This is a genomic window from Streptacidiphilus alkalitolerans, assembly GCF_042511045.1.
Classification (GTDB): domain Bacteria; phylum Actinomycetota; class Actinomycetes; order Streptomycetales; family Streptomycetaceae; genus Streptacidiphilus; species Streptacidiphilus alkalitolerans.
In genome coordinates this window covers 177,876-197,947 of record NZ_JBHEZX010000013.1, presented here as the reverse complement: position 1 = coordinate 197,947, position 20,072 = coordinate 177,876, and the positions used below count along the sequence as shown (strand labels likewise).

The window sequence follows — 20,072 nt, the reverse complement described above, 5'->3', positions numbered from 1 at the left end:
GTCCAGGCTGGTGGGAGTGGCTACGGGAGGAGCAGCATGGCGGGAGCCATCGAGGCCGAGGGCCTGGTGAAGACCTTCGGGGACGTCCGCGCCCTGGACGGGGTGAGTCTGGACGTCCCCGAAGGTACGGTGCTGGGGCTGCTCGGCCCCAACGGGGCCGGGAAGACCACCACCGTCCGGGTGCTGACCACGCTGCTGAAGCCCGACGCGGGCCGGGCCGTCGTCGCCGGGGTGGACGTGCTCAAGCACCCCAACAAGGTGCGCAGCCTGATCGGCCTCTCCGGCCAGTACGCGGCCGTGGACGAGTACCTGACCGGCCGTGAGAACCTGCAGATGGTCGGCGAGCTTTACCAGATGAGCGCCCGCGACGCCAAGGCCAGGGCGCTGGAGCTGCTGGAGTGGTTCAACCTCTCCGAGGCCGCCAACCGCACCGCCAAGACCTACTCAGGCGGTATGCGCCGCCGGCTCGACCTCGCCGCCGCGCTGGTGGTCCGGCCGCCGGTGATGTTCCTGGACGAGCCCACCACCGGTCTCGACCCGCGGAACCGGATGGCGCTGTGGGAGGTCATCGAGACCCTGGTGGAGCAGGGCACCACGCTGCTGCTCACCACCCAGTACCTGGAGGAGGCGGACCGGCTGGCGCACGACATCGCCGTGGTCGACCACGGCAAGGTCATCGCCCGCGGCACCGCCGACCAGCTCAAGGCCCAGATCGGCGGCGAGCGGATCGAGGTGGTGCTGCAGGACGCGGTGGCCCTCCCCGAGGCGCTGGCCGCACTCGCCCCCTACGCCAAGGGCGAGCCTGCCGTGGAGCAGCACACCCGCCGGATCACCGTGCCGGTCAGCGGCGGCGCCAGGGTGCTGGCCGACGTGATCAGGGAGCTGGACGGGCGGGACATCGTGATCAACGACATCGGACTGCGCCGCCCCACCCTGGACGACGTGTTCCTCTCGCTCACCGGCCACGCGACCCTGGGCGACGACGACGAGAACGGTGCGGACACCGGCACCGAGAAGACCGAGAAGAAGGGGGAGGTCTGATGGCGACTCTGACCGGAGGCGCGATCGGCGGTTCGGTGCCGGTCCAGCGCGGCGGCGCGGTGCAGACCCTGCGCGACTCCTGGGTCGTCGCCAAGCGCAATCTGCGGCGGATGACCCGGATCCCCGAGATCGTCGTGTTCGGGATGCTGCAGCCGGTGATGTTCGTGCTGCTGTTCACCTATGTGATGGGCGGCGCGATCTCCGTCCCCGGCACCCAGGGCGATCCCAACGCCTACAAGCAGTACCTGATGGCCGGCATCTTCGCGCAGACGGTGACCTTCGCGGTGGCCGGCGCGTCGGCCGGTATCGCCGAGGACATGAACAAGGGCCTGGTGGACCGGTTCCGGTCGCTGCCGATGGCCCGCTCCGCGGTGCTGGTCGGCCGGACCCTGGCCGACCTGGTGCAGACCGCGCTGACGCTGGTGGTGCTCGCCCTGGTGGCGTTCCTGATCGGCTGGCGGATCCACAAGGGGGTGCTGGAGGCGCTGGGCGGGTTCGGGCTGCTGCTCCTGCTGGGCTACGCCTTCTCCTGGATCGGCGCGCTGATCGGCCTGTCGGTGCGCAGCCCGGAGGCGGCGACCTCGGCCGGGCTGGTCTGGCTGTTCCCGCTGACCTTCGTCTCCAACGCCTTCGTCCCGGTCAGCAGCATGCCGGGCTGGCTGCAGGCGGTGGCCTACTGGAACCCGTTCAGCGCGACCGTCCAGGCGGCCCGCGACCTGTTCGGCAACCTCCCGCCCGGGCCCGGCCCGAGCGAGTGGCCGATGCGGCACGCGATCGGGGTGTCCATCGGCTGGTCGGTGCTGATCGCGGTGCTGTTCTCCTGGCTCTCGGTACGCAAGTACCGCTCCGCCGTCGGCTGATCCGGCCGACGGGGGAGCGGTACCGGGCGGGCGTCAGCCCTGGTGCGGCTTGGCCGAGACGATCTTGACGGTGGTCTTGCGGCCGTTGGGCAGCTCGTAGGTGGAGTTCTCGCCGACCTTGCGCCCGTCGATGGCACGGCCGAGCGGGGACTGCGGCGAGTAGGTCTCCAGGTCGTCCGAGGAGGCCTCGCGCGAGCCGAGCAGGAAGGTGGTGATGTCGTCCTCGTCGCCGTCCCAGGCGACCGAGACGACCATGCCAGGGCCGACCACGCCGTTGTCGGCCGGGGCGGCCCCGACCTGCGCGCGCTCGAGCAGCTGGGTCAGCTGGCGGATGCGGAGCTCCATCTTGCCCTGCTCCTCGCGTGCGGCGTGGTAGCCGGCGTTCTCCTTGAGATCGCCTTCCTCGCTGGCCGCGGCGATCTTCTGGGTGATCTCGGCGCGCGCAGGGCCCGACAGGTACTCCAGCTCGGCACGAAGCTGGTCGTGCGCCTCCTGCGTCAGCCAGGTGACGTTTTCGCTGGTCTGGGCCACGGATGCTCCTCGTAGGTACATGGGGTAGATGCGGAATGCAGAAAAGGGCGAAACCAGCACCCTAACAATTTCCGCCGCATTCCGGGAGCTATCGCGCACGTACGCCAGTGCGATCACGGGCCCGACGGGCCGGCTCAGCCGCAGCTGACCAGCTCGCCGGTGGTGCCGAGGCCGGAGGTGCGCAGGGTGACCACGGTGTCGTAGCTGCTGGGCTGCTTCGGCAGCGGGACGGTGAGCCGGCCGACCTCGTTGCCGTTGACGTCCCGCGAGCGCACGGTGCAGCTGCCGGCCTTGCCGCCGGGCTTGTCGACCTGGAGCCGGATCTGCACCTGGGCGGCGGAGAGCACCTTGAAGGAGACCACCTCGCCGTTGAAGGACGGCTTCAGCAGGTAGTGCGCGCCCACCGCGGCCACGATCACCAGCACCACCGTGATCGCGGCCAGGTAGACCCGGCGCACCCGGCGCTCGGTCTCGGCCGGATCCGTGCCGTAGCGGCCCGCGGGCACGGCGGCCCTGGTAGCGCTCATCGGTCTCGCCGCCTCTCTTTCGCATCAAGACTTCATGATCGCGGAATGCCCGCGCGTCCCAGTCCGTCACTATAGAAGGAGGCAATACCGACGAAGGGCTTTGGGGCGTTGACTGAGCAGCTGCGACTGATGGCGGTACACGCGCACCCGGACGACGAGTCCAGCAAGGGTGCGGCCACCATGGCCTCGTACGTGGCGCGGGGCGTCGACGTACTGGTGGCCACGTGTACGGGGGGAGAGCGCGGGTCGATCCTCAACCCCAAGCTCCAGGGCGACCCCTGGATCGAGGAGAACATCCACGAGGTGCGGGCCAAGGAGATGGAAGCGGCCCGCGAGATCCTCGGGGTGAAGCAGTCCTGGCTGGGCTTCGTCGACTCCGGGCTGCCCGAGGGCGACCCGCTGCCGCCGCTGCCGGAGGGCTGCTTCGCGTTGCAGCCGCTGGAGACGGCGGTGGAGCCGCTGGTGCGGCTGATCCGCGAGTTCCGTCCGCATGTGATGACCACGTACGACGAGAACGGCGGCTACCCGCACCCGGACCACATCATGACCCACACCATCTCCATGGCGGCCTTCGAGGCGGCCGGCGACCCGGACGCCTACCCGGGCACCGGCGACCCCTGGCAGCCGCTGAAGCTCTACTACAACCAGGGCATCTCGCTGGAGCGGATCAAGGCGCTGGACGCGGCCATGAAGGAGCGCGGCCTGGAGTCCCCCTACGCCGAGTGGATCGCCCGCTGGGACGAGAGCGACCGCAAGCCCCGGGAGATCACCACCAAGGTGCCCTGCGGCGAGTACTTCGAGCTGCGGGACCGGGCGCTGCTGGCGCACGCCACCCAGATCGACCCGGACGGCCCCTGGTTCCGGATCCCGCTGGAGATCCAGCGGTCGGTCTGGCCGACCGAGGACTACGAGCTGGCCCGCTCGCTGGTGGACACCTCGCTGCCCGAGGACGACCTGTTCGCGGGCATCACCGCCGACGTGGTGCACGTCTGACCGGTCCGGCGACCCGTCCGGACCGACCCCGGTCCCTCCGCCGCCGCGCGGTGGGGGGACCATAGGGGTATGAGTTCCCTCGCAACCGCGCATTTTGGCGCCACCACCCTGCTGGCCGTGGACAACACCAAGGTCACGCCGGGCATCCTCGGTTTTGTGGTCTTCGCCGCGCTCGGCATCGGCACCTGGTGGATCCTCAAGGCGATGAACCGCTCGCTGAAGAAGGTCGACTTCGCCGAGGAGCCCGAAGCCCCCGCCCCGCTCCCGGAGCAGCAGAAGCAGGAGCAGCACCGGTAGCACCACCTGTAGCAGCGTCTTCGCTATTGCGTACTATTTGCAACTGCACATCCCCAGCCCCTAACGTGGGCAGGTCTTCACTGACCTGGGAGGGGTGTGCCATGGCAGGTACGGTCGCACGGATCCGCGGTGCGCTGACGGGCCGCGAATGGGCCCGGATGGGCGGCATGGCCGCGTTCATCGCCGCGCTGCACATCGTCGGCTGGTTCACCCTGCTCGCGATCATCGCCCCGGCGCACTACACCATCGGCACCCAGCTCTTCGGCGCCGGCACCGGCGTGCTCGCCTACACCCTGGGCATGCGGCACGCCTTCGACGCCGACCACATCGCCGCGATCGACAACACCACCCGCAAGCTGATGTCCGACGGGCAGCGCCCGCTCTCGGTGGGCTTCTGGTTCTCGCTCGGCCACTCCTCGGTGGTCTTCGGGCTGTGCGCGCTGCTGTCGGTCGGCATCAAGAGCCTGGCCGGCCAGGTCGAGAACGACTCCAGCAGCCTGCAGACCTGGACCAGCCTGATCGGCACCGCGGTCTCCGGCACCTTCCTGATGATCATCGCGGTGCTCAACACCATCGTGCTGCTGGGGATCGTCAGGGTCTTCCGGCAGATGCGCACCGGCGCCTTCAGCGAGGTCGAGCTGGAGGAGCACCTGGCCAAGCGCGGCCTGATGAACCGGATCCTCGGCCCGGTGATGCGGCTGGTCACCAAGCCCTGGCAGATGTACCTGGTCGGCCTGCTGTTCGGCCTGGGCTTCGACACCGCGACCGAGGTCTCGCTGCTGGTGCTGGCCGGGGGCGCGTCCGCGTTCGCGCTGCCCTGGTACGCGATCCTGGTGCTGCCGATCCTGTTCGCCGCCGGTATGTCGCTGCTGGACACCATCGACGGCTCGTTCATGAACTTCGCCTACGAGTGGGCCTTCTCCCAGCCGGTCCGCAAGGTCTACTACAACATGACCATCACCGGGCTGAGCGTCGCGGTCGCGGTGCTGATCGGCGGCATCGAGATGGTCCAGCTGGTCTCCACCCAGTTCGACATCACCGGCGGCCCGATCGGCTGGATCGCGGGCCTGGACCTCAACTACGTGGGCTTCGCCATCGTCGGCCTGTTCGCGGTCACCTGGACCGCCGCGCTGCTGGTCTGGCGCTACGGCCGGGTCGAGGAGAAGTGGACCGAGGGGCTGCGGGACGCCGGCTGACCCGCAGCCGCACCCTCGGGCTCCGCTCTCCGGACCGCCCGCGGGTCAGCCGGCCTTGAGGGCGGCCAGCCGGGCGTCCACCTCGGCGCTGTCGCCGAGCGAGTCCAGGCTCTCGAACTGGGCGTCGAGGGAGGAGGCGGCGAGCTCCTCCTTGCCCTTGGCCCTGGCCTCCTCGCGGCGGACCTTCTGCTCGAAGCGGCCGATCTCGCTGCTGGGGTCGAGCACATTGATGCTCTTGACCGCGTCCAGCATGGTGTTCTGGGCCTGCGCCGACTTGGACCTGGCCACCAGCGAGTCGCGCTTCGCCTGCAGTTCGCCCAGCTTGGCCTTCATCTGGTCCAGGCCGGTCTTCAGCTTGCCGACGATCTCGGACTGGCTCGCGATCACCGGCTCCGCGCCGGTGGCCTCCTTCTCGGACTGGAGCTGCCGCCCGAGCGCCACCTTGGCCAGGCTGTCGAAGCGGTCGGCCTCGGCGCCGTTGCCGGCCGTGCGCAGCTCGTCGGCCTTGCGGCTGGCGGCCAGCGCCTTGCCGCCCCACTCCTTCGCGGCCGAGACGTCCTCGGCGTGGTCCTGCTCCATCAGCCGGAGGTTGCCGATGGTGGCGGCCACCGCGTCCTCGGCCTCGGCGATGTTGTTGCTGTAGTCGCGGATCAGCTGGTCGAGCATCTTCTGCGGATCCTCGGCCTGGTCGATCAGGGCGTTGATGTTGGCCTTCGCGAGCTGGGTGACCCGGCCGAGGATGGTCTGCTTGGACATGCGGGTGTTTCCTTTCGAAGGAGAGTGCTGCTGGATCCGGCGGCCGGTGTCAGAACCTTCCGCCGCCGCCCATCCGGCCGCGGGTGCCGCCGCCGCCGAAACTGCCCGGGCCCGGGCCGCCCATGCCCCCGCCGAAGCCGCCGCCCATGCCCCCGCCACGGCCGCCGCCGAGCATCCCGCCGAGGATGATGCCGCCGAGCACCGCGCCGCCCATCCCGCCGCCGCCCCGCCCCCGACCCCCGCCGCCGTAGCCGCCGCCCCCGTACGGGTCGAAGCCGCCGACGTCCTGCTGGGCCAGCCGCTGGGCCTCCCGGGCCAGCGCGTCGGCCTGCTGGGCCTGGGCGAGTGCGGCCACCGCGTCGCCGGGGCCGGCCGCCCGGGCCTGCTGCAGCCGCCGTTCGGCCTCGGCCAGCCGGGTGCGGGCCTGGCTGCCGACCGCGCCGCGGTGGGTGGCGATGACGTCCTGGGCCGCCGCCACCTCGCTTCCGGCGGTCAGCAGCGCCTGGTCGAGCAGCGCCCGGGCCCGCTGGTCGCCGGCGGTGCGCTCACGGGCGCCGGTCAGCGCCTCGTCGAGGACGCCGTCGGCCTCCTCCAGCCGGCGCAGCGCGGAGATCGGGTCGAACCTGCCCGCCGCCTGCTCCCGCCGGACGTCGGCGAGCACCTGCTCCACCCGGGCGGTGCGGCCGGGCAGATCGCCGTTCTGGGCTCCGGGCGGGGCCGCCTCGATCATGCCGCGGGCCTCGGCCAGGTCCGCCTCGGTCTCGGCGATCGACTCCAGCAGCCTGGCCGCCGACTGCTCCAGCTCCTGCTCCCGCCGTGACACCGCGTCAACCAGCGTCCCGGCCTGGTCCAGCGCGCCCTCGGCGGCCCGGACGAAGACCGCGGCGCCGGAGGAGTCGCCGCCGGTCAGCGCCTGCCGGGCCTGGGTGAGCGAGCCCCGGGCGAAGTCCAGCCGCTGGCCGGCCTCCCCGGGATAGCTGTGCACCGGGTCCACCGCCGTGTCCGGGTACTGCCGCAGCAGCGCCTGCACGGTCTGCTCGGCCGCGCCGGTCCGCGCCGCCAGCGCGCCGATGGCGGTCTCGGCCTGCTCCACCGCCTGCGGGGCGTTGGCCTCCAGGGCGCGGAGCCGGTCGAAGGCGTCGGCCTCGGTGTCCAGCCGGGCATTGGCGGCGGCGCAGCGGGTCAGGATCTCGTCCAGCATCCGGCGCCGGGTGGCCTCGTCCTCGGGGAAGGCGTCGTCGAGCTGCTGCCGCAGCCGGAACGCGGCGGTCAGCTCGCCCTTGGCGAAGTCCAGGGCCTCGGTGAAGGGTTGGGCCGCCTCGTCGCCGAACTGGGCCGAGGCGAACCCCAGTTCCTCCTGGCTGGTGCGGACGGCGTCGTCGGTCTGCACCAGGGAGTGCCGGGCCTGCGCGTCCAGCTCGGTCAGCGGGACCTGCGGCGGGGCGAGCGGCTGCCCGCCCGCGGCCGGGGGCCCGGCGGCGGCAGCGGCGCGCCTGCGGCGGGAGAAGAGCATCACTCCGGCGACCGCGGCGGCGCCCACCGCGGCGACCGGCACCCACAGTGCCGAGGTGCCCGAGGTCGTGCCGCCGGGATCGGCCGGGCCCGGGACGATCACCGGGGTGCGGACCGGCTGGCCGCTCAGCACCGCCTGGTAGCCATTGGCGGCGCCGATCGCCGCGCCGGCCCAGTCGTTCCGCCGCAGCGCCGGCTCGATCGCGACCGTGTTCACCTCGTTGAGCTGGCTCTGGGTGAAGCCGACGCTCTGGTCCGCCGACACGGCGTACTGGCGGTCGTGGGTGGCCACCGCGAGCAGCACGTCGTTCTGGCCCAGGCCGTTGCGCTGCGCCGTGGTGTGGGCCCAGTCCTCCGGGTTCTGGCCGGAGAAGCCGTTCACATAGGCCACGAACAGCTGGATCCGCTTGCTCGCGTCCAGTTTCGCCAGGGCGGCGGCGACCTCGGGCTGCCTGCTGCCCAGCGCGCCCACCTTGTCGGTGATCTGGCCGGTGCGGTTCAGCGTGATCGGGCTGTCGGCCCGGGCGCCGCCCGGCCCCAGCAGCAGCAACGCGCACACGCCCAGCACCGTTGCCACCGCACCCAGCCGCCGCATGCCCACCGACTCTCAGAACTCTGTGGCCCTTGGACTCCTGAGCGGCAGCGTATGCGTGGAATGTCCGGTTCGCACCCGGGGTGCGGCGGGCGGAGGAGGCCGGTTCCCGAGCCCGTTCAGCTCTCGCGGGAGCCCGGCACGACCAGGCCCGACTCATAGGCGGTGACCACGGCTTGGGTCCGGTCGCGCAGCCCGAGCTTGCTCAGCACCCGGCTCACATGGGTCTTCACGGTCTCCTCGGTCACCACCAGGCGGGTGGCGATCTCCGGGTTGGACAGCCCCTCGGCGACCAGCCGCAGCACCTGGGTCTCCCGCGGCGTGAGCGCCGCCAGCGCGGGCGCGGACGGGCCGCCCGGCACCGGCCGCTGCCGGGCGAACTCGCTGATCAGCCGGCGGGTGACGGACGGCGCCAGCAGGGCCTCACCGGCCGCGACCACCCGCACCGCGTCGAACAGCCGCTCGGCGGTGACGTCCTTGAGCAGGAAGCCGCTGGCCCCGGCGCACAGCGCGTCGTAGACGTACTCGTCCAGGTCGAAGGTGGTGAGGATCAGCACGCGCGGGCTGCCCGAGTCGGGGCCGGAGCTGGCCAGCTGCCGGGTGGCCTCGATGCCGTCCAGGACCGGCATCCGGACGTCCATCAGCACCACGTCCGGGGTCAGCTCGCGGCAGACCCGCACCGCCTCGGCCCCGTCCCTGGCGGTGCCGAGGACGGTGAAGTCCGGCTGGGTGTCGAGCAGTGCGGCGAAGCCGGCCCGAACCACCTCGTGGTCGTCGGCGACGACGATCCGTACCGGCGGGGACGCGTCGTTCATCCGGGCTCCTCGGCCTTGGCGGGCAGGACGGCCTCGACAAGGTAGCCGGTGCCGGCCGCCGAGCCGGTGCGCAGCGTGCCGCCGACGGCCGCGGCGCGCTCGCTCATCCCGAGCAGCCCGTGCCCGCCGAACTCCGCGGCGTCGGACGCGCCGGGCCCGTTGTCGCGGATGCGCAGCCGCAGCGAGTCCTCGGCGTAGTGCAGTTCCACGTCCACGGCGGCTCCCGGGGCGTGGCGTCTGGCGTTGGTCAGCGCCTCCTGCACGATCCGGAAGGCGGCCAGCTCGACGCCCGGGTCGAGGGCCACCGGCGGGCCGCGGAGGATCAGCCGGGCGCCGGTCCCGGACGCGTCCCTGGCCGTGTCGAGCAGGTCGGCGAGCTGGCCCAGGCCGGGCTGGGGCTGCCGTTCCACCGGCTCGGTCCCGGCGTCCTCGCGCAGCACCCCGAGCAGCCGCCGCATCTCGGTCAGCGCGGCCCGCGCGGTGTCGCCGATCGCCGACAGCCGCTGCGCCCCGGCGGCGGGCATCCCCGGGGTGGTCAGCCGGGCGGTCTCGGCCTGCACCGCGACCATGGAGATGTGATGGGCCACCACATCGTGCAGTTCCCGGGCGATCCGGGCCCGTTCGGCCCGTGCGGTGTGCTCCAGCAGGCTGCCCGCGACGGCCTGCCGCGCGGCGCTGTGCAGGGCGGCCTCGCCGCGGGCCCGCCCGGCGATCCCGGCCCAGGCCGCGGCCGGGGCCAGCGCGGCCAGCAGCACGGTCAGGAAGGCCGCCTCGGAGGCCGTCGGCCGGGGACCGGCCAGGGCCAGGGCCAGGAACGGCACGGACAGGACGACGGCCAGGAGTCGGGCCCGGCGGTGGTCCGCGTGGTCAAGCCCGAGCCGGTACAGCGCCAGCAGCTGGCTCAGCAGTCCGGCCGCCGTCAGCGTGTCGAAGAACCCGAGCGACAGCACGCAGACCAGGGTGACCGCGACGGCGGCCCCGGTCGGCCGTAGAAAGGCCGGCGGCAGCGTGCTGGACAGCGCCAGCAGGCAGAGCACCAGCGCCAACTGCGGGCCGTCCCCGGTGAGCACTCCGCGCAGGGCCGACTCGGTCAGCGCCGCCAGCCCCAGCAGCCCCAGCCACAGCCCCGGCAGCCCCAGCAGGACCCGGCTGCCGCGCCCGTCCTCCGCTCGGCTCATGGTCACCATTCTGGCCCCTGCGCGGCGTCCGGTCGTCCCGCAGGCCAGGGAGGCCGCCGTCCCCCGCAGGGGGGATGCCCGGCGGCGGGCGTCCCCCGCGGCAGCGATGCCGAAGATGGCTGCCCGGCGTGACGCCCGGGCCCATGGTCGCTCCCTAGCCTTCCTGGCATGGAAGCAACCATTGAAGTCACCGGCCTGCGCAAGCGCTTCGGCACGGCTCTCGCCCTGGACGGGATGACGTTCACGGTCCGGCCCGGCAGCGTCACCGGCTTCGTCGGCCCCAACGGCGCCGGGAAGAGCACCACGATGCGGGTGATCCTGGGCCTGGACCAGGTCGACGAGGGCACCGCGCTGATCGGTGGCCGGCCCTACCGCAGCCTGCGGACCCCGCTCGGCCAGGTCGGCTCGCTGCTGGACGCAGCCGCGCTGCAGCCCGGGCGGACCGCCCGGAACCACCTGCTGTGGCTGGCCCACTCCCAGGGCCTCGGCGCCCGGCGGGTGGACGAGGTGGTGGCGCAGGCGGGCCTGGAGGCGGTGGTCCGCCGCAAGGCGGGCGGCTTCTCGCTCGGCATGCGGCAGCGGCTCGGCATCGCGGCGGCGCTGCTCGGCGACCCGCCGGTGCTGCTGCTGGACGAGCCGTTCAACGGCCTCGACCCGGAGGGCATCGTCTGGATCCGCGGCTTCCTGCGGGCCCTGGCGGCCGAGGGGCGGGCGGTGCTGGTGTCCAGCCATCTGATGAGCGAACTGCAGGACACCGCGGGCCAGGTGGTGGTGGTCGGACGCGGCCGGGTGCTGGCCGACACCAGCGTGGCGGACCTGATCGAGGCCGCGGCCGGCGGCCGGGTCACCCTGCGGACCGCCGAGCGCTCGGCGGCGATGACGGCGCTGGCCCGGGCCGGCGCCACCGTGGCGGCCACCGCGCCGGACACCGTCACCGTGTCAGGACTGGCCCCGGAGCGGGTGGTTGCCCTGCTCGGCGCGAGCGCGGTGCCGTTCTCCGAGGTGTCGGCGCACCGGGCCACGCTGGAGGAGGCCTATATGGAGCTGACCCGGGACGCGGTCGAGTTCCGCGCCGCGGACGCCTCCGTCGGGGCGGGGGAGGGGGCGCGATGAGCGGGACCGTCACGCCGTACCGCTCGGCGCGGCAGGCCGGGCGCGACGGCTTCGCGCGGCTGCTGCGGGCCGAGTGGACCAAGTTCAGGACGGTACCCGGCTGGATGCTCGGCCTGGCCGTCGCGGTGCTGGCCACGGTGCTGGTCTCGCTGCTCGGTGTGCTGGGCGGCCACGCGTCCTGCGGCGGCGGGCCGGGCGGCGGCACCTGCACCGGCCCGGTGGGACCCGGCGGCGAGGCGGTGACCGACAGCTTCACCTTTGTGAACCGGCCGCTCACCGGGGACGGCGGCATCACCGTCCGGCTGGCCTCGCTGACCGGGGCACGCTCCGGGGTCGAGCCGTGGGCCAAGGCCGGGATCATCGTCAAGGACGGCGACAGCCAGGGCTCGGCCTACGCGGCGGTCATGGCCACCGGCGCCCACGGGGTGCGGATGCAGGACGACTTCACCCACGACACCGCCGGGCCGCCGGGCGCGGTCTCCGCGGAGTCCCCGCGCTGGCTCCGGCTGACCCGCTCCGGCGACACCCTCACCGGCTTCGCCTCGGCCGACGGCACCCACTGGAGCACGGTCGGCACGGCCCACCTCACGGGCCTGCCGACGACCGTGCGGGCCGGACTGTTCGTCACCTCGCCCGACCACCTCGACGTCACCGACCGCATCGGCGGCGCCGCCGCGACCGGCGGGCCGACCCGGGCCACCGGGGTCTTCGACCAGGTCGGGCTCAGCGGCAACTGGCCGCAGGCCGCCTGGAGCGGCACCAGCGTGGGCGACCGCGGACCGATGACCGCGTCCCTGGGCGGGTTCACCCAGTCCGGCGGCAGCTTCACCGTCAACGGGTCGGGCGACATCGCACCGGCCGTGGACAGCGGCGGCGGCCAGACCCTGGAGCGGCGGCTCATCGGCACCTTCGCCGGGCTGATCGTGGTGATCGTGGTGGCGACGCTGTTCATCACCGCCGAGTACCGGCGCGGCCTGATCCGGACCACCCTCACCGCGTCCCCGCGCCGGGTCCGGGTGCTGGCGGCGAAGGCCGTGGTGATCGGCTCGGTGACGTTTGTCGCCGGGCTGGTGGCCGCCGTCGCCGCGGTGCTGATCGGGGGCCAGGTCCTGCGCTCCGACGGCGTCTACGTCTACCCGGTCAGCACGCTCACCGAGCTGCGGGTGGTGGTCGGCACCGCCGGCCTGCTCGCGGTCACCGCGGTCCTGGCGTTGGCGCTGGGCACCGTGCTGCGGCGCAGCGCCGGGGCGGTCACCGCCGTGGTCGTCGCGATCGTGCTGCCGTACATCCTGGCGATGGCCTCGGTGCTGCCCACCGGGCCCGCGGACTGGCTGCTCCGGGTCACCCCGGCCGCCGCCTTCGCCGTCCAGCAGAGCCTTCCGCAGTACGCGCAGGTCAGCAATCCCTACACCCCGCCGAACGGCTACTTCCCGCTGGCGCCCTGGGCCGGCTTCGGGGTGCTCTGCGGCTACGCCGTGCTCGCCCTGGCCCTGGCCGCCCACCTGCTCCGCCGGAGGGACGTATGAAGGAGATGTCCATGACGGCGGCGGTGCACGCGGAGTGGACCAAGCTGCGCACCCTGCCGGGCACGGCCTGGCTGCTGCTGGCCGCGGTCGCGCTGACCGCGGGCCTGGGCGCGGCGGTGTCCGCCGCCGTCAGCTGCCCGTCCGCGGGCTGCGGGCAGGACGCCGCCAGGCTCAGCCTCACCGGGATCCAGTTCGGCCAGGCGGTGGTCGCGGTCCTGGCGGTGCTGGTGATCAGCGGCGAGTACAGCACCGGCATGATCCGGACCAGTCTCACCGCGGTGCCGCGCCGGACCGTGCTGCTGGCCGCCAAGGCGGCCGTCCTCACCGCGGCGGTGCTGGCCACCGCGACCGTCGCGGTGCTCGACTCGGTGCTGGCCGGGCGGCTGATCCTGCCCGGCAGCGGCTTCACCGCAGCGCACGGGTACCCGCCGCTGTCGCTGGCCGACGGGCCGACCCTGCGGGCCGCCGCCGGCTCGGTCCTCTACCTGGCCCTGATCGCCCTGCTCAGCCTGGGCGTGGCCACCGCGGTACGGGACTCCGCGGCGGCCGTCGCGATCGTGCTGGCCCTGCTGTACCTGTTCCCGGTGGTGTCCCAGGTGGTCACCGACCCGCACTGGCACCGGCATCTGCAGCAGATCGCCCCGATGACGGCCGGGCTCGCCGTGCAGACCACCACCGGTCTGCGCGGCCTGCCGATCGGGCCCTGGGCCGGGCTCGGCGTGCTCGCGGCCTGGGCCGCCGGGGCGCTGCTGCTCGGCGGGACGCTGCTGCGGGCGCGGGACGCGTGACGGGGTCCCGGGGGTCCTGCGGGTCCAGGGGTCAGCGGTTCTCCGACGCTTCGTCACCACCGCAGGCGGCGGCCCGTTCCAGCAGCAGGGCGCGTTCCGCCTGATTGCGGGTCAGCGCGGCGGCCTGCTCGAACTCCTGACGCGCCTCGGCCGACCGGCCGAGCTGGTCGAGCAGGTCGCCGCGCACGCTAGGCAGCAGGTGGTAGCCCTTCAGCGCGTCGGTCGCGGCCAGCGCGTCGACCAGTAGCAGCCCGGCCAGCGGACCGTGCGCCTTGGCGACGGCGACCGCCCGGTTCAGCTCGACCACCGGGGACGGCGCCCGGACGGCCAGTGCCCCGTAGAGCTCGGCGATGCGGTGCCAGTCGGTCTCGTCCGCGGTGAGCGCCCGGGCGTGGCAGGCCGCGATGGCCGCCTGCAGGGCGTAGGGGCCGGGAGCGGCGCCGAGCGCCTCGGCCCGGGCCAGGGCGGCGAAACCGCGGCGGATCAGCAGCTGGTCCCAGCGCGAGCGGTCCTGGTCCAGCAGCAGCACCGGGGCCCCGGTCGGGCCGGTCCTGGCGCCGGCCCGTGAGCTCTGGATCTCCAGCAGCGCCACCAGCCCGTGCACCTCGGGCTCGTCCGGCATCAGCTGGGCCAGCACCCGCCCGAGCCGCAGGGCGTCCTCGCACAGGGCGGGCCGCATCCAGTCGTCCCCCGCGGTGGCCGAGTAGCCCTCGTTGAAGACCAGGTAGACCACTTCGAGCACGGACGCCAGCCGCTCCGCGAGCCCGGGGCCGTACGGGACCTCGAACGGGATCCCCTCCCGGGCCAGGGTGCGCTTGGCCCTGACGATCCGCTGGGCCACGGTGGACTCCGGCACCAGGAACGCGCGGGCGATCTCCTCGGTGGTGAGCCCGCCGAGCAGACGCAGCGTCAGCGCGACCCGGGCCTCCCGGGACAGCACCGGGTGGCAGGCGGTGAAGACCATCCGCAGCAGGTCGTCCTGGATGTCCTCGTCCTGGTCGACCGGGTCGGCGGCGGCATCGGTCTCCGCCTCGCGGCCCAGCAGTTCGAGCTTGCGGGCGAACCGCTCCTTGCGGCGCAGCAGGTCGATGGCGCGGTGCTTGGCGGTCGTCATCAGCCAGGCGCCCGGGTTCCTCGGGACACCCGACTGCGGCCACTGCTCCAGCGCCGCGACCAGGGCGTCCTGGGCGAGCTCCTCGGCGGTGTCTATGTCGCGGACGATTCGGGTCAGCCCGGCGACGAGCCGGGGGAACTCGAGCCGCCACACGGCATCGACGCTGCGCCGGGTCTGGTCGTCGTCGGCGGTCACGACGACCCATCAGAGCAGCCGGGGGTGCCCGCGGGCAAGGCGGACACCCCCGGCGCTGCTCCTCCGGCGCGCTCTAGGGTTCTTCCACCTGGCGGATCTCCGCCTCCAGCTCCCAGCCGTCGCCGTGGATCGCCAGGAACCGCGAGGCCCACCCGGCGGCCTCGTCCTTGGACTTCGCCTGGACCAGCACATAACCGCCGATGACCTCCTTGGCCTCGGCGAACGGCCCGTCCAGGACGGTCTGCCTGCCCCCGGACAGGCGGATCCTGGTGCTCTCCTCCAGCGGCCGGAAGCCACCGGTGTCGAGCAGGACGCCCGCCCTGGTCATCTCCTCGATCAGCTTGCCCATCTCGTCCATCAGCTCGGTGCTGGGGCCCTCGGGCGCCTGGCTCGGGTCCAGCCTCAGCAGCATCATGAATCGCATGGCGGTGTCCTCTCTCGGTACGGGCTGAGACCAGCCCTCACCCATGCGTCGAACAAACCCCCGCCGGATCGACACCCTCGCCGGAATTCATCCGGACGGGTGCGAGCGGCTCAGAAAAGTGATATCACTAGGATATAAGGTGGTGTGGCGGCGAGGGGGTGTCCTGGTGGGTGCGGCGGTGGAGGTCGGCGGGCTGACCAAGAGGTTCGGGGAGCGGACCGCGGTCGCGGACGTGTCGTTCAGCGTGGCCCGCGGCGAGGTGTTCGGGTTCCTGGGGCCCAATGGGGCGGGCAAGACCACGACCGTGCGGATCCTGGGCACGCTGATCGCCCCGACCTCCGGGTCGGTGGTTGTGGCCGGGATTCCGCTGAGCCGGGCCAACGAGGGTGAGATCCGCCGGCGGATCTCGATCATGCCCGAGGCCCCGGGGCTGTACCGGCGGCTGACGGTGGCCGAGAACCTGCAGTTCTTCGCCCGCCTGTACGGCCTGCCCGGCCGCGAGGCCCGGATCGGGCGGGCCCTGGACGCGGTCCGGCTCCGGGACCGGGCGGACGACGCCTGCGGCAGCCTGTCCAAGGGCCTGCGCCAGCGGGTCGCCCTGGCCCGCGCGCTGCTCAGCGACCCCGAGGTGATGTTCCTGGACGAGCCCACCTCCGGTCTTGACCCGGTGGCCGCGCACGAGGTGCACGGCCTGATCCGGACGCTGCGCGAGCGCGGCGTCACCGTGTTCCTGACCACCCATCGGCTGGACGAGGCGGAACGCCTGTGCGACCGGATCGCCATCATGAACACCAGCCTGCAGACCGTCGGCCGCCCCGACGAACTGCGCCGCACCCTCTTCAGCCGGTCGCTGGAGGTCACCACCGCCGCGCCGCTGGCCGATCCCGGCCGGGTCTTCACGGCCCTTCCAGCGGTGGAGAGTTGGCGGAGCAATGGCCCTGCGGCCGAGGCGTCGGCCGGCTATCTGCTGGCGGTGACCGATCCGGTCCTGGCGGCGCCCGGGGTGACCCGGGCCCTGGTCATGGCGGGGGCCGACGTGCTGTCGGTCACCGAGTCGCGGCACACGCTTGAGGACGTCTACCTCGAACTGGTCGAGGACCGGGAGGGCGAATCGTGATGAGCTCACCCACGAGGGCGGGCGCCGCCCGCGTCGGCGCGGTCGTCCGCAAGGAGCTCACCGAGTTCCGGCGGAACCGCTTCATCCTGTCCACGATGGCGCTGTTCCCCGTCGTCTTCCTGATCTCACCGACCATCACCATCCTGGCGAGCAGGGCCGCCGCGGACAGCCCGCAGCTGGACCGCCAGGTCGGCGTGTCGCTGATGTTCCTGATGCTGATCCCGGTCTTCGTGCCCACCACCATCGCCGCGAGCTCGGTGGTCGGCGAGCGGGAGCAGGGAACCCTGGAGCCGGTGCTGACCACGCCGATCCGCCGCGAGGAACTGCTGATCGGCAAGGCGCTGGCGATCCTGGCGCCCGCCGTGGGGCTCTCGTACCTGGTCTTCGGGGTCTTCCTGGGGATCGTCGGCCTCGGCGCGGATCCGGTGATCGCCACGGCGGTGTGGCACGCCCCGCAGCTGGTGGCGGAGGTGTTCTACATCCCGCTGCTGGCGGCCTGGGCGATCTGGGTCGGCCTGGCGGTCTCCACCAAGGCCGGCGACACCCGCGTCGCCCAGCAGTTGAGCACGCTGGCGAGCCTGCCGCCGATCGCGCTGATCGCCCTGATGTCGTTCCAGGTGGTCAGGCCGACCCTGGCCGTCGCCCTGCTGTTCGCAGGTCTGCTGCTGGTGGTGGACTGCGCCGCCTACCTGGTCGTCGCCCGGCTGTTCGACCGTGAGCGCCTGGTCACCGGCGCCAGGACCCGCACCGACGCGCCTCACCAACGAGTCGCGTCCTTCCGAAGGAGCTAGTCGCATGGTTATGGATGAACCAGAGGCCATTCAGGCCCGGATGCCGCAGTCGCCGGTGAACGAGCACGTCGCGCGGGTCTGGTCCGGGTGGCTGGGGCTCACCGCGGGGCTGGCACTGATCGTCGGCGGGGTGGTGCTGGCCGCGAACACCTCGGGCGGCGCGGGCGTGGCGGTGCTGATCGTGGCCGGGGTGCTGACCCTGGCCGGGCTGACCGCCGTGGCCCCGGGCCAGGCCCGGGTGGTCTCCCTGTTCGGCCGCTACAGCGGGACCGTGCGCGACACCGGCCTGCGCTGGGTCAACCCGTTCACCCGGCGCCGCCGGATCTCCACCCGGATCCGCAACCACGAGACCGCGGTGCTGAAGGTCAACGACGCCGACGGCAACCCGATCGAGATGGCCGCGGTGGTGGTCTGGCAGGTCGACGACACCGCCAAGGCCGTGTACGCGGTCGACGACTTCGTCCAGTTCGTCGCGATCCAGACCGAGACCGCGGTCCGGCACATCGCCGGGAACTACCCCTACGACGCGCGCGGGGAGGAGCAGTTGTCGCTGCGTCAGAACGCCGAGGAGATCACCTCGCGGCTCTCCGCGGAGATCACCGCCCGGGTGGTCTCGGCCGGCGTCCATGTGATCGAGTCACGGATCACCCGGCTCTCCTACGCGGCCGAGATCGCCCAGGCGATGCTGCGCCGGCAGCAGGCCGACGCGGTGGTCGCCGCGCGCTCGCGGCTGGTGGAGGGAGCGGTGGGTATGGTGCGTATGGCGCTGGACGACCTCGCCGAGCAGGGGATCGTCGACCTCGACGAGGAGCGCAAGGCCGCCATGGTCAGCAACCTGCTGGTGGTGCTGTGCAGCGACCATGCCACCCAGCCGGTGGTGAACACCGGAACCCTCTACCAGTAAGCGCGACAGGTGACCGAACGCAAGAAGATCCTGCTGCGCCTGGACCCCGCGGTCCATGACGCGCTGGCCCGCTGGGCCGGCGACGAACTGCGCAGCACCACCGCCCAGATCGAGTACCTGCTGCGCCAGTCCCTGGCCCAGGCCGGACGGCTGCCGGGGAACGTGGGCGCGATGCCCCGGCGCGGCCGACCGCCCAAGGACGTCCCCGTCCAGGCCCACCCCCCGCCCGAGGCCCATCCCCCGCCCGAGGCCGACGCCGACGGCGACGGCGGCCGGGAGGACGCGCCCTGAGCCCTGAGCTGCGGCCACAGCTCAGGGCTCAGGGCTCCGCGCCCGGGTGCACCGCCTGCCAGGCGGCGATGGCGGCGTTCCACTGGTCCGCGTCCAGAGCGGTGAGCGACGCGGGGAAGAGGCCGTCCTCCTCCTTGGCGATGTGGAGGACGAGTTCGGCCAGCGCCGCGCGGACCGCGCCCCGGGTGTCGGCGTCGGCCAGGTCCGCGGTGGCCAGCAGCCGGTCCAGCTCGCGGTGCTCGGCCACCAGGGCCGCGATGTAGTCGCGGTACTCCGGATCGGGGGACATGACCGCGAACAGCCCCCGCTCCTCGCCGTCCCAGTGGCTCCGCAACTCGGCTGCCATCAGCTCGAGTCGCTGCTGCGCCCGGACGACGTCCCCGGCGTCGAGCGCGCGCAGCAGCTCGCCCGCGTGCGCGCTCACCGCCTCGTGCTCGGCGATGAAGGCGCGGATCAGCGGGATCTCCCGGCAGCCGCAGTACCAGCACATACCCGGAGTTCCCCTTCGCCGCGGCCGACGGGCCAGTCCGGGGTTCAACGACCGCCGGGGCGCGAGGTTGCTGTGGCCGGCAGCCGGTCAGACCCGGTCGGCGGCGATCAGCAGGTACTGGAACGAGCCGTCCTTGTAGGAGGAGAGGAACGCCTCCTCGATACCCGTGACCAGTGAGGAGGTGGCCCGCAGCTCCCAGTAGGGCAGGGTCGCCGGGGTGAGGTCGACGACGGCCTGCGGCACCAGGCGGTTGTCGGCCATGGCCCGCAGGTACTCCCGGCGGGAGTGGATGTTGCACTCGAAGTGCGCGTTGATCTGGGAGACCCACTTCGACGGCTGCCCGTAGGCGGGGTTCCAGCAGCCGGTGATGGTCACATACCGGCCGCCCACGGCGAGGATCCGGGCATGCTCGGCGAACAGGTCCTGCAGGTCCACGTACATGCTGGACTCGTTGTTCCAGGAGCCCGCCGCCTGCCCGGTCTCGAAGGGCATGTCCAGCATGTTGCAGACCCGGGCGCGGACGAACTGGTCCACGCCGGTCCGGTGGGCCCGCTGGTTGGCGAACTCGGCCTGCTTCGCGGAGAGGGTGAGGCCCTCGACCCGGCAGCCGAACCGCTGATGGGCCATCATCATCGAGCCGCCGCGACCGCAGCCGGCGTCCACCAGCGTGGCGTCGCGCGGGACATGGCCGAGATGGTCGAGCAGCAGGTCGGCCTGCGCGGACTCCAGCCGGTGCAGCTCGGCGACCACCTGCTTCTCGCGGTCCGCACCCTCGGGCGCGGTGATCGCGCCGTGGTCGACGTCGCCGATGCCGTAGTGGTGGTGGTACAGGCCGTCCACGTCGCCCAGCCGCAGGTTGACGGGCCGGGCCTCCTGGTCCCAGTAGCGGGCGATGTCGTCCTGGTAGGGCGTCGCGGGCCCGGGGACGAAGGCGGTGGCGGTGTTCGTGCCGGGGGTGCTCGCGCCGGGGTTGCTCGGGCCGGGGTTGAGATCAGTTGCGGTCACTGGTCGGTCAGCTCCT

22 protein-coding genes are annotated in these 20,072 nt (G+C 72.9%); 12 read left to right on the top strand and 10 right to left on the bottom strand.

Going from position 1 to position 20,072, the window contains the following annotated elements; all coding sequences use genetic code 11:
• Positions 1–36 precede the first annotated feature (36 nt).
• Both ACEZDG_RS26915 and ACEZDG_RS26910 read left to right on the top strand, forming a co-directional pair.
• Positions 37–1,041: an ATP-binding cassette domain-containing protein gene (locus tag ACEZDG_RS26915; RefSeq protein ID WP_380514031.1), complete on the top strand. Its 1,005-nt coding sequence runs from the start codon at positions 37–39 to the stop codon at positions 1,039–1,041.
• Positions 1,041–1,901, top strand: a complete 861-nt coding sequence (locus ACEZDG_RS26910) for an ABC transporter permease (protein ID WP_380514029.1) — start codon at positions 1,041–1,043, stop codon at positions 1,899–1,901. Before ACEZDG_RS26915 ends, ACEZDG_RS26910 begins: the two co-directional genes overlap by 1 nt.
• A 33-nt stretch (positions 1,902–1,934) precedes the next feature.
• Here the strand turns inward: ACEZDG_RS26910 and greA are convergent, their stop codons facing one another.
• A complete protein-coding gene (gene greA / locus ACEZDG_RS26905; protein ID WP_380514027.1) occupies positions 1,935–2,432 on the bottom strand; it encodes a transcription elongation factor GreA in 498 nt (165 codons plus the stop codon).
• 134 nt (positions 2,433–2,566) lie between these two features.
• Positions 2,567–2,959 (bottom strand): DUF4307 domain-containing protein, encoded by a 393-nt coding sequence (locus tag ACEZDG_RS26900; protein ID WP_380514026.1) that lies wholly within the window; start codon positions 2,957–2,959, stop codon positions 2,567–2,569.
• A gap of 108 nt (positions 2,960–3,067) precedes the next feature.
• Here ACEZDG_RS26900 and mca point away from each other — a divergent pair, with 108 nt between their 5' ends.
• From mca to ACEZDG_RS26885, 3 genes are all read left to right on the top strand, one after another.
• Positions 3,068–3,952, top strand: coding sequence for a mycothiol conjugate amidase Mca (gene mca / locus ACEZDG_RS26895; protein WP_380514024.1), 885 nt, complete (start codon positions 3,068–3,070; stop codon positions 3,950–3,952).
• A 69-nt stretch (positions 3,953–4,021) separates the two neighbouring features.
• Positions 4,022–4,249, top strand: coding sequence for a hypothetical protein (locus tag ACEZDG_RS26890; protein ID WP_380514022.1), 228 nt, complete (start codon positions 4,022–4,024; stop codon positions 4,247–4,249).
• A gap of 101 nt (positions 4,250–4,350) precedes the next feature.
• Positions 4,351–5,445 (top strand): HoxN/HupN/NixA family nickel/cobalt transporter, encoded by a 1,095-nt coding sequence (locus tag ACEZDG_RS26885; protein ID WP_380514020.1) that lies wholly within the window; start codon positions 4,351–4,353, stop codon positions 5,443–5,445.
• Positions 5,446–5,490: 45 nt separating this feature from the next.
• On the opposite strand, the gene ACEZDG_RS26880 is transcribed toward ACEZDG_RS26885, so the two are convergent.
• The 4 genes from ACEZDG_RS26880 to ACEZDG_RS26865 all read right to left on the bottom strand — a co-directional run bounded on the left by ACEZDG_RS26880 (position 5,491) and on the right by ACEZDG_RS26865 (position 10,298).
• Positions 5,491–6,201: a PspA/IM30 family protein gene (locus tag ACEZDG_RS26880; protein ID WP_380514018.1), complete on the bottom strand. Its 711-nt coding sequence runs from the start codon at positions 6,199–6,201 to the stop codon at positions 5,491–5,493.
• Between the two features lie 49 nt (positions 6,202–6,250).
• Positions 6,251–8,308 (bottom strand): TPM domain-containing protein, encoded by a 2,058-nt coding sequence (locus ACEZDG_RS26875; RefSeq protein WP_380514016.1) that lies wholly within the window; start codon positions 8,306–8,308, stop codon positions 6,251–6,253.
• A 116-nt stretch (positions 8,309–8,424) separates the two neighbouring features.
• Positions 8,425–9,120, bottom strand: coding sequence for a response regulator (locus tag ACEZDG_RS26870; RefSeq protein WP_380514014.1), 696 nt, complete (start codon positions 9,118–9,120; stop codon positions 8,425–8,427).
• Positions 9,117–10,298: a sensor histidine kinase gene (locus ACEZDG_RS26865; RefSeq protein WP_380514012.1), complete on the bottom strand. Its 1,182-nt coding sequence runs from the start codon at positions 10,296–10,298 to the stop codon at positions 9,117–9,119. Before ACEZDG_RS26865 ends, ACEZDG_RS26870 begins: the two co-directional genes overlap by 4 nt.
• 168 nt (positions 10,299–10,466) lie before the next feature.
• Between ACEZDG_RS26865 and ACEZDG_RS26860 the strand changes: the two genes are divergently transcribed.
• The 3 genes from ACEZDG_RS26860 to ACEZDG_RS26850 are packed head-to-tail and all read left to right on the top strand — an operon-like array spanning position 10,467 to position 13,725.
• Positions 10,467–11,411 (top strand): ATP-binding cassette domain-containing protein, encoded by a 945-nt coding sequence (locus ACEZDG_RS26860; RefSeq protein ID WP_380514010.1) that lies wholly within the window; start codon positions 10,467–10,469, stop codon positions 11,409–11,411.
• Positions 11,408–12,937 carry an ABC transporter permease subunit gene (locus ACEZDG_RS26855; protein WP_380514008.1) on the top strand — a complete coding sequence of 510 codons (1,530 nt, stop codon included), beginning with the start codon at positions 11,408–11,410 and terminating at the stop codon, positions 12,935–12,937. Before ACEZDG_RS26860 ends, ACEZDG_RS26855 begins: the two co-directional genes overlap by 4 nt.
• Complete coding sequence (locus ACEZDG_RS26850; protein WP_380514006.1) at positions 12,934–13,725, top strand: ABC transporter permease; 792 nt, start codon at positions 12,934–12,936, stop codon at positions 13,723–13,725. Before ACEZDG_RS26855 ends, ACEZDG_RS26850 begins: the two co-directional genes overlap by 4 nt.
• A 31-nt stretch (positions 13,726–13,756) precedes the next feature.
• On the opposite strand, the gene ACEZDG_RS26845 is transcribed toward ACEZDG_RS26850, so the two are convergent.
• On the bottom strand, positions 13,757–15,034 hold the full coding sequence (locus ACEZDG_RS26845; protein ID WP_380514004.1) for an RNA polymerase sigma factor: 1,278 nt from the start codon (positions 15,032–15,034) through the stop codon (positions 13,757–13,759).
• A 73-nt stretch (positions 15,035–15,107) separates the two neighbouring features.
• A complete protein-coding gene (locus tag ACEZDG_RS26840; protein ID WP_380514002.1) occupies positions 15,108–15,458 on the bottom strand; it encodes a YciI family protein in 351 nt (116 codons plus the stop codon).
• Positions 15,459–15,624: 166 nt separating this feature from the next.
• Between ACEZDG_RS26840 and ACEZDG_RS26835 the strand changes: the two genes are divergently transcribed.
• From ACEZDG_RS26835 to ACEZDG_RS26820, 4 genes are read left to right on the top strand one after another with little or no spacing between them, the layout of a single operon-like run.
• Positions 15,625–16,575: an ABC transporter ATP-binding protein gene (locus tag ACEZDG_RS26835; RefSeq protein ID WP_380514000.1), complete on the top strand. Its 951-nt coding sequence runs from the start codon at positions 15,625–15,627 to the stop codon at positions 16,573–16,575.
• Entirely contained in the window at positions 16,575–17,366 is a 792-nt protein-coding gene (locus tag ACEZDG_RS26830; protein WP_380513998.1) for an ABC transporter permease subunit, read from the top strand. Before ACEZDG_RS26835 ends, ACEZDG_RS26830 begins: the two co-directional genes overlap by 1 nt.
• 10 nt (positions 17,367–17,376) lie before the next feature.
• Entirely contained in the window at positions 17,377–18,270 is an 894-nt protein-coding gene (locus tag ACEZDG_RS26825) for an SPFH domain-containing protein (protein WP_380513996.1), read from the top strand.
• Between the two features lie 9 nt (positions 18,271–18,279).
• Positions 18,280–18,561, top strand: coding sequence for a hypothetical protein (locus ACEZDG_RS26820; protein ID WP_380513995.1), 282 nt, complete (start codon positions 18,280–18,282; stop codon positions 18,559–18,561).
• A gap of 28 nt (positions 18,562–18,589) precedes the next feature.
• On the opposite strand, the gene ACEZDG_RS26815 is transcribed toward ACEZDG_RS26820, so the two are convergent.
• Both ACEZDG_RS26815 and ACEZDG_RS26810 read right to left on the bottom strand, forming a co-directional pair.
• A complete protein-coding gene (locus tag ACEZDG_RS26815; protein WP_380513993.1) occupies positions 18,590–19,051 on the bottom strand; it encodes a hemerythrin domain-containing protein in 462 nt (153 codons plus the stop codon).
• 87 nt (positions 19,052–19,138) lie between these two features.
• Positions 19,139–20,056, bottom strand: a complete 918-nt coding sequence (locus ACEZDG_RS26810) for a geranyl diphosphate 2-C-methyltransferase (RefSeq protein ID WP_380513991.1) — start codon at positions 20,054–20,056, stop codon at positions 19,139–19,141.
• Positions 20,057–20,072 lie beyond the last annotated feature (16 nt).

Coding starts and splice junctions, on each gene's coding strand:
- ACEZDG_RS26915 (WP_380514031.1), top strand. CDS start 37: ATGGCGGGAGCCATCGAGGCCGAGGGCCTGGTGAAGACCTTCGGGGAC.
- ACEZDG_RS26910 (WP_380514029.1), top strand. CDS start 1,041: ATGGCGACTCTGACCGGAGGCGCGATCGGCGGTTCGGTGCCGGTCCAG.
- ACEZDG_RS26900 (WP_380514026.1), bottom strand. CDS start 2,959: ATGAGCGCTACCAGGGCCGCCGTGCCCGCGGGCCGCTACGGCACGGAT.
- ACEZDG_RS26890 (WP_380514022.1), top strand. CDS start 4,022: ATGAGTTCCCTCGCAACCGCGCATTTTGGCGCCACCACCCTGCTGGCC.
- ACEZDG_RS26885 (WP_380514020.1), top strand. CDS start 4,351: ATGGCAGGTACGGTCGCACGGATCCGCGGTGCGCTGACGGGCCGCGAA.
- ACEZDG_RS26880 (WP_380514018.1), bottom strand. CDS start 6,201: ATGTCCAAGCAGACCATCCTCGGCCGGGTCACCCAGCTCGCGAAGGCC.
- ACEZDG_RS26875 (WP_380514016.1), bottom strand. CDS start 8,308: ATGCGGCGGCTGGGTGCGGTGGCAACGGTGCTGGGCGTGTGCGCGTTG.
- ACEZDG_RS26870 (WP_380514014.1), bottom strand. CDS start 9,120: ATGAACGACGCGTCCCCGCCGGTACGGATCGTCGTCGCCGACGACCAC.
- ACEZDG_RS26865 (WP_380514012.1), bottom strand. CDS start 10,298: ATGAGCCGAGCGGAGGACGGGCGCGGCAGCCGGGTCCTGCTGGGGCTG.
- ACEZDG_RS26860 (WP_380514010.1), top strand. CDS start 10,467: ATGGAAGCAACCATTGAAGTCACCGGCCTGCGCAAGCGCTTCGGCACG.
- ACEZDG_RS26855 (WP_380514008.1), top strand. CDS start 11,408: ATGAGCGGGACCGTCACGCCGTACCGCTCGGCGCGGCAGGCCGGGCGC.
- ACEZDG_RS26850 (WP_380514006.1), top strand. CDS start 12,934: ATGAAGGAGATGTCCATGACGGCGGCGGTGCACGCGGAGTGGACCAAG.
- ACEZDG_RS26840 (WP_380514002.1), bottom strand. CDS start 15,458: ATGCGATTCATGATGCTGCTGAGGCTGGACCCGAGCCAGGCGCCCGAG.
- ACEZDG_RS26830 (WP_380513998.1), top strand. CDS start 16,575: ATGAGCTCACCCACGAGGGCGGGCGCCGCCCGCGTCGGCGCGGTCGTC.
- ACEZDG_RS26825 (WP_380513996.1), top strand. CDS start 17,377: ATGGATGAACCAGAGGCCATTCAGGCCCGGATGCCGCAGTCGCCGGTG.
- ACEZDG_RS26815 (WP_380513993.1), bottom strand. CDS start 19,051: ATGTGCTGGTACTGCGGCTGCCGGGAGATCCCGCTGATCCGCGCCTTC.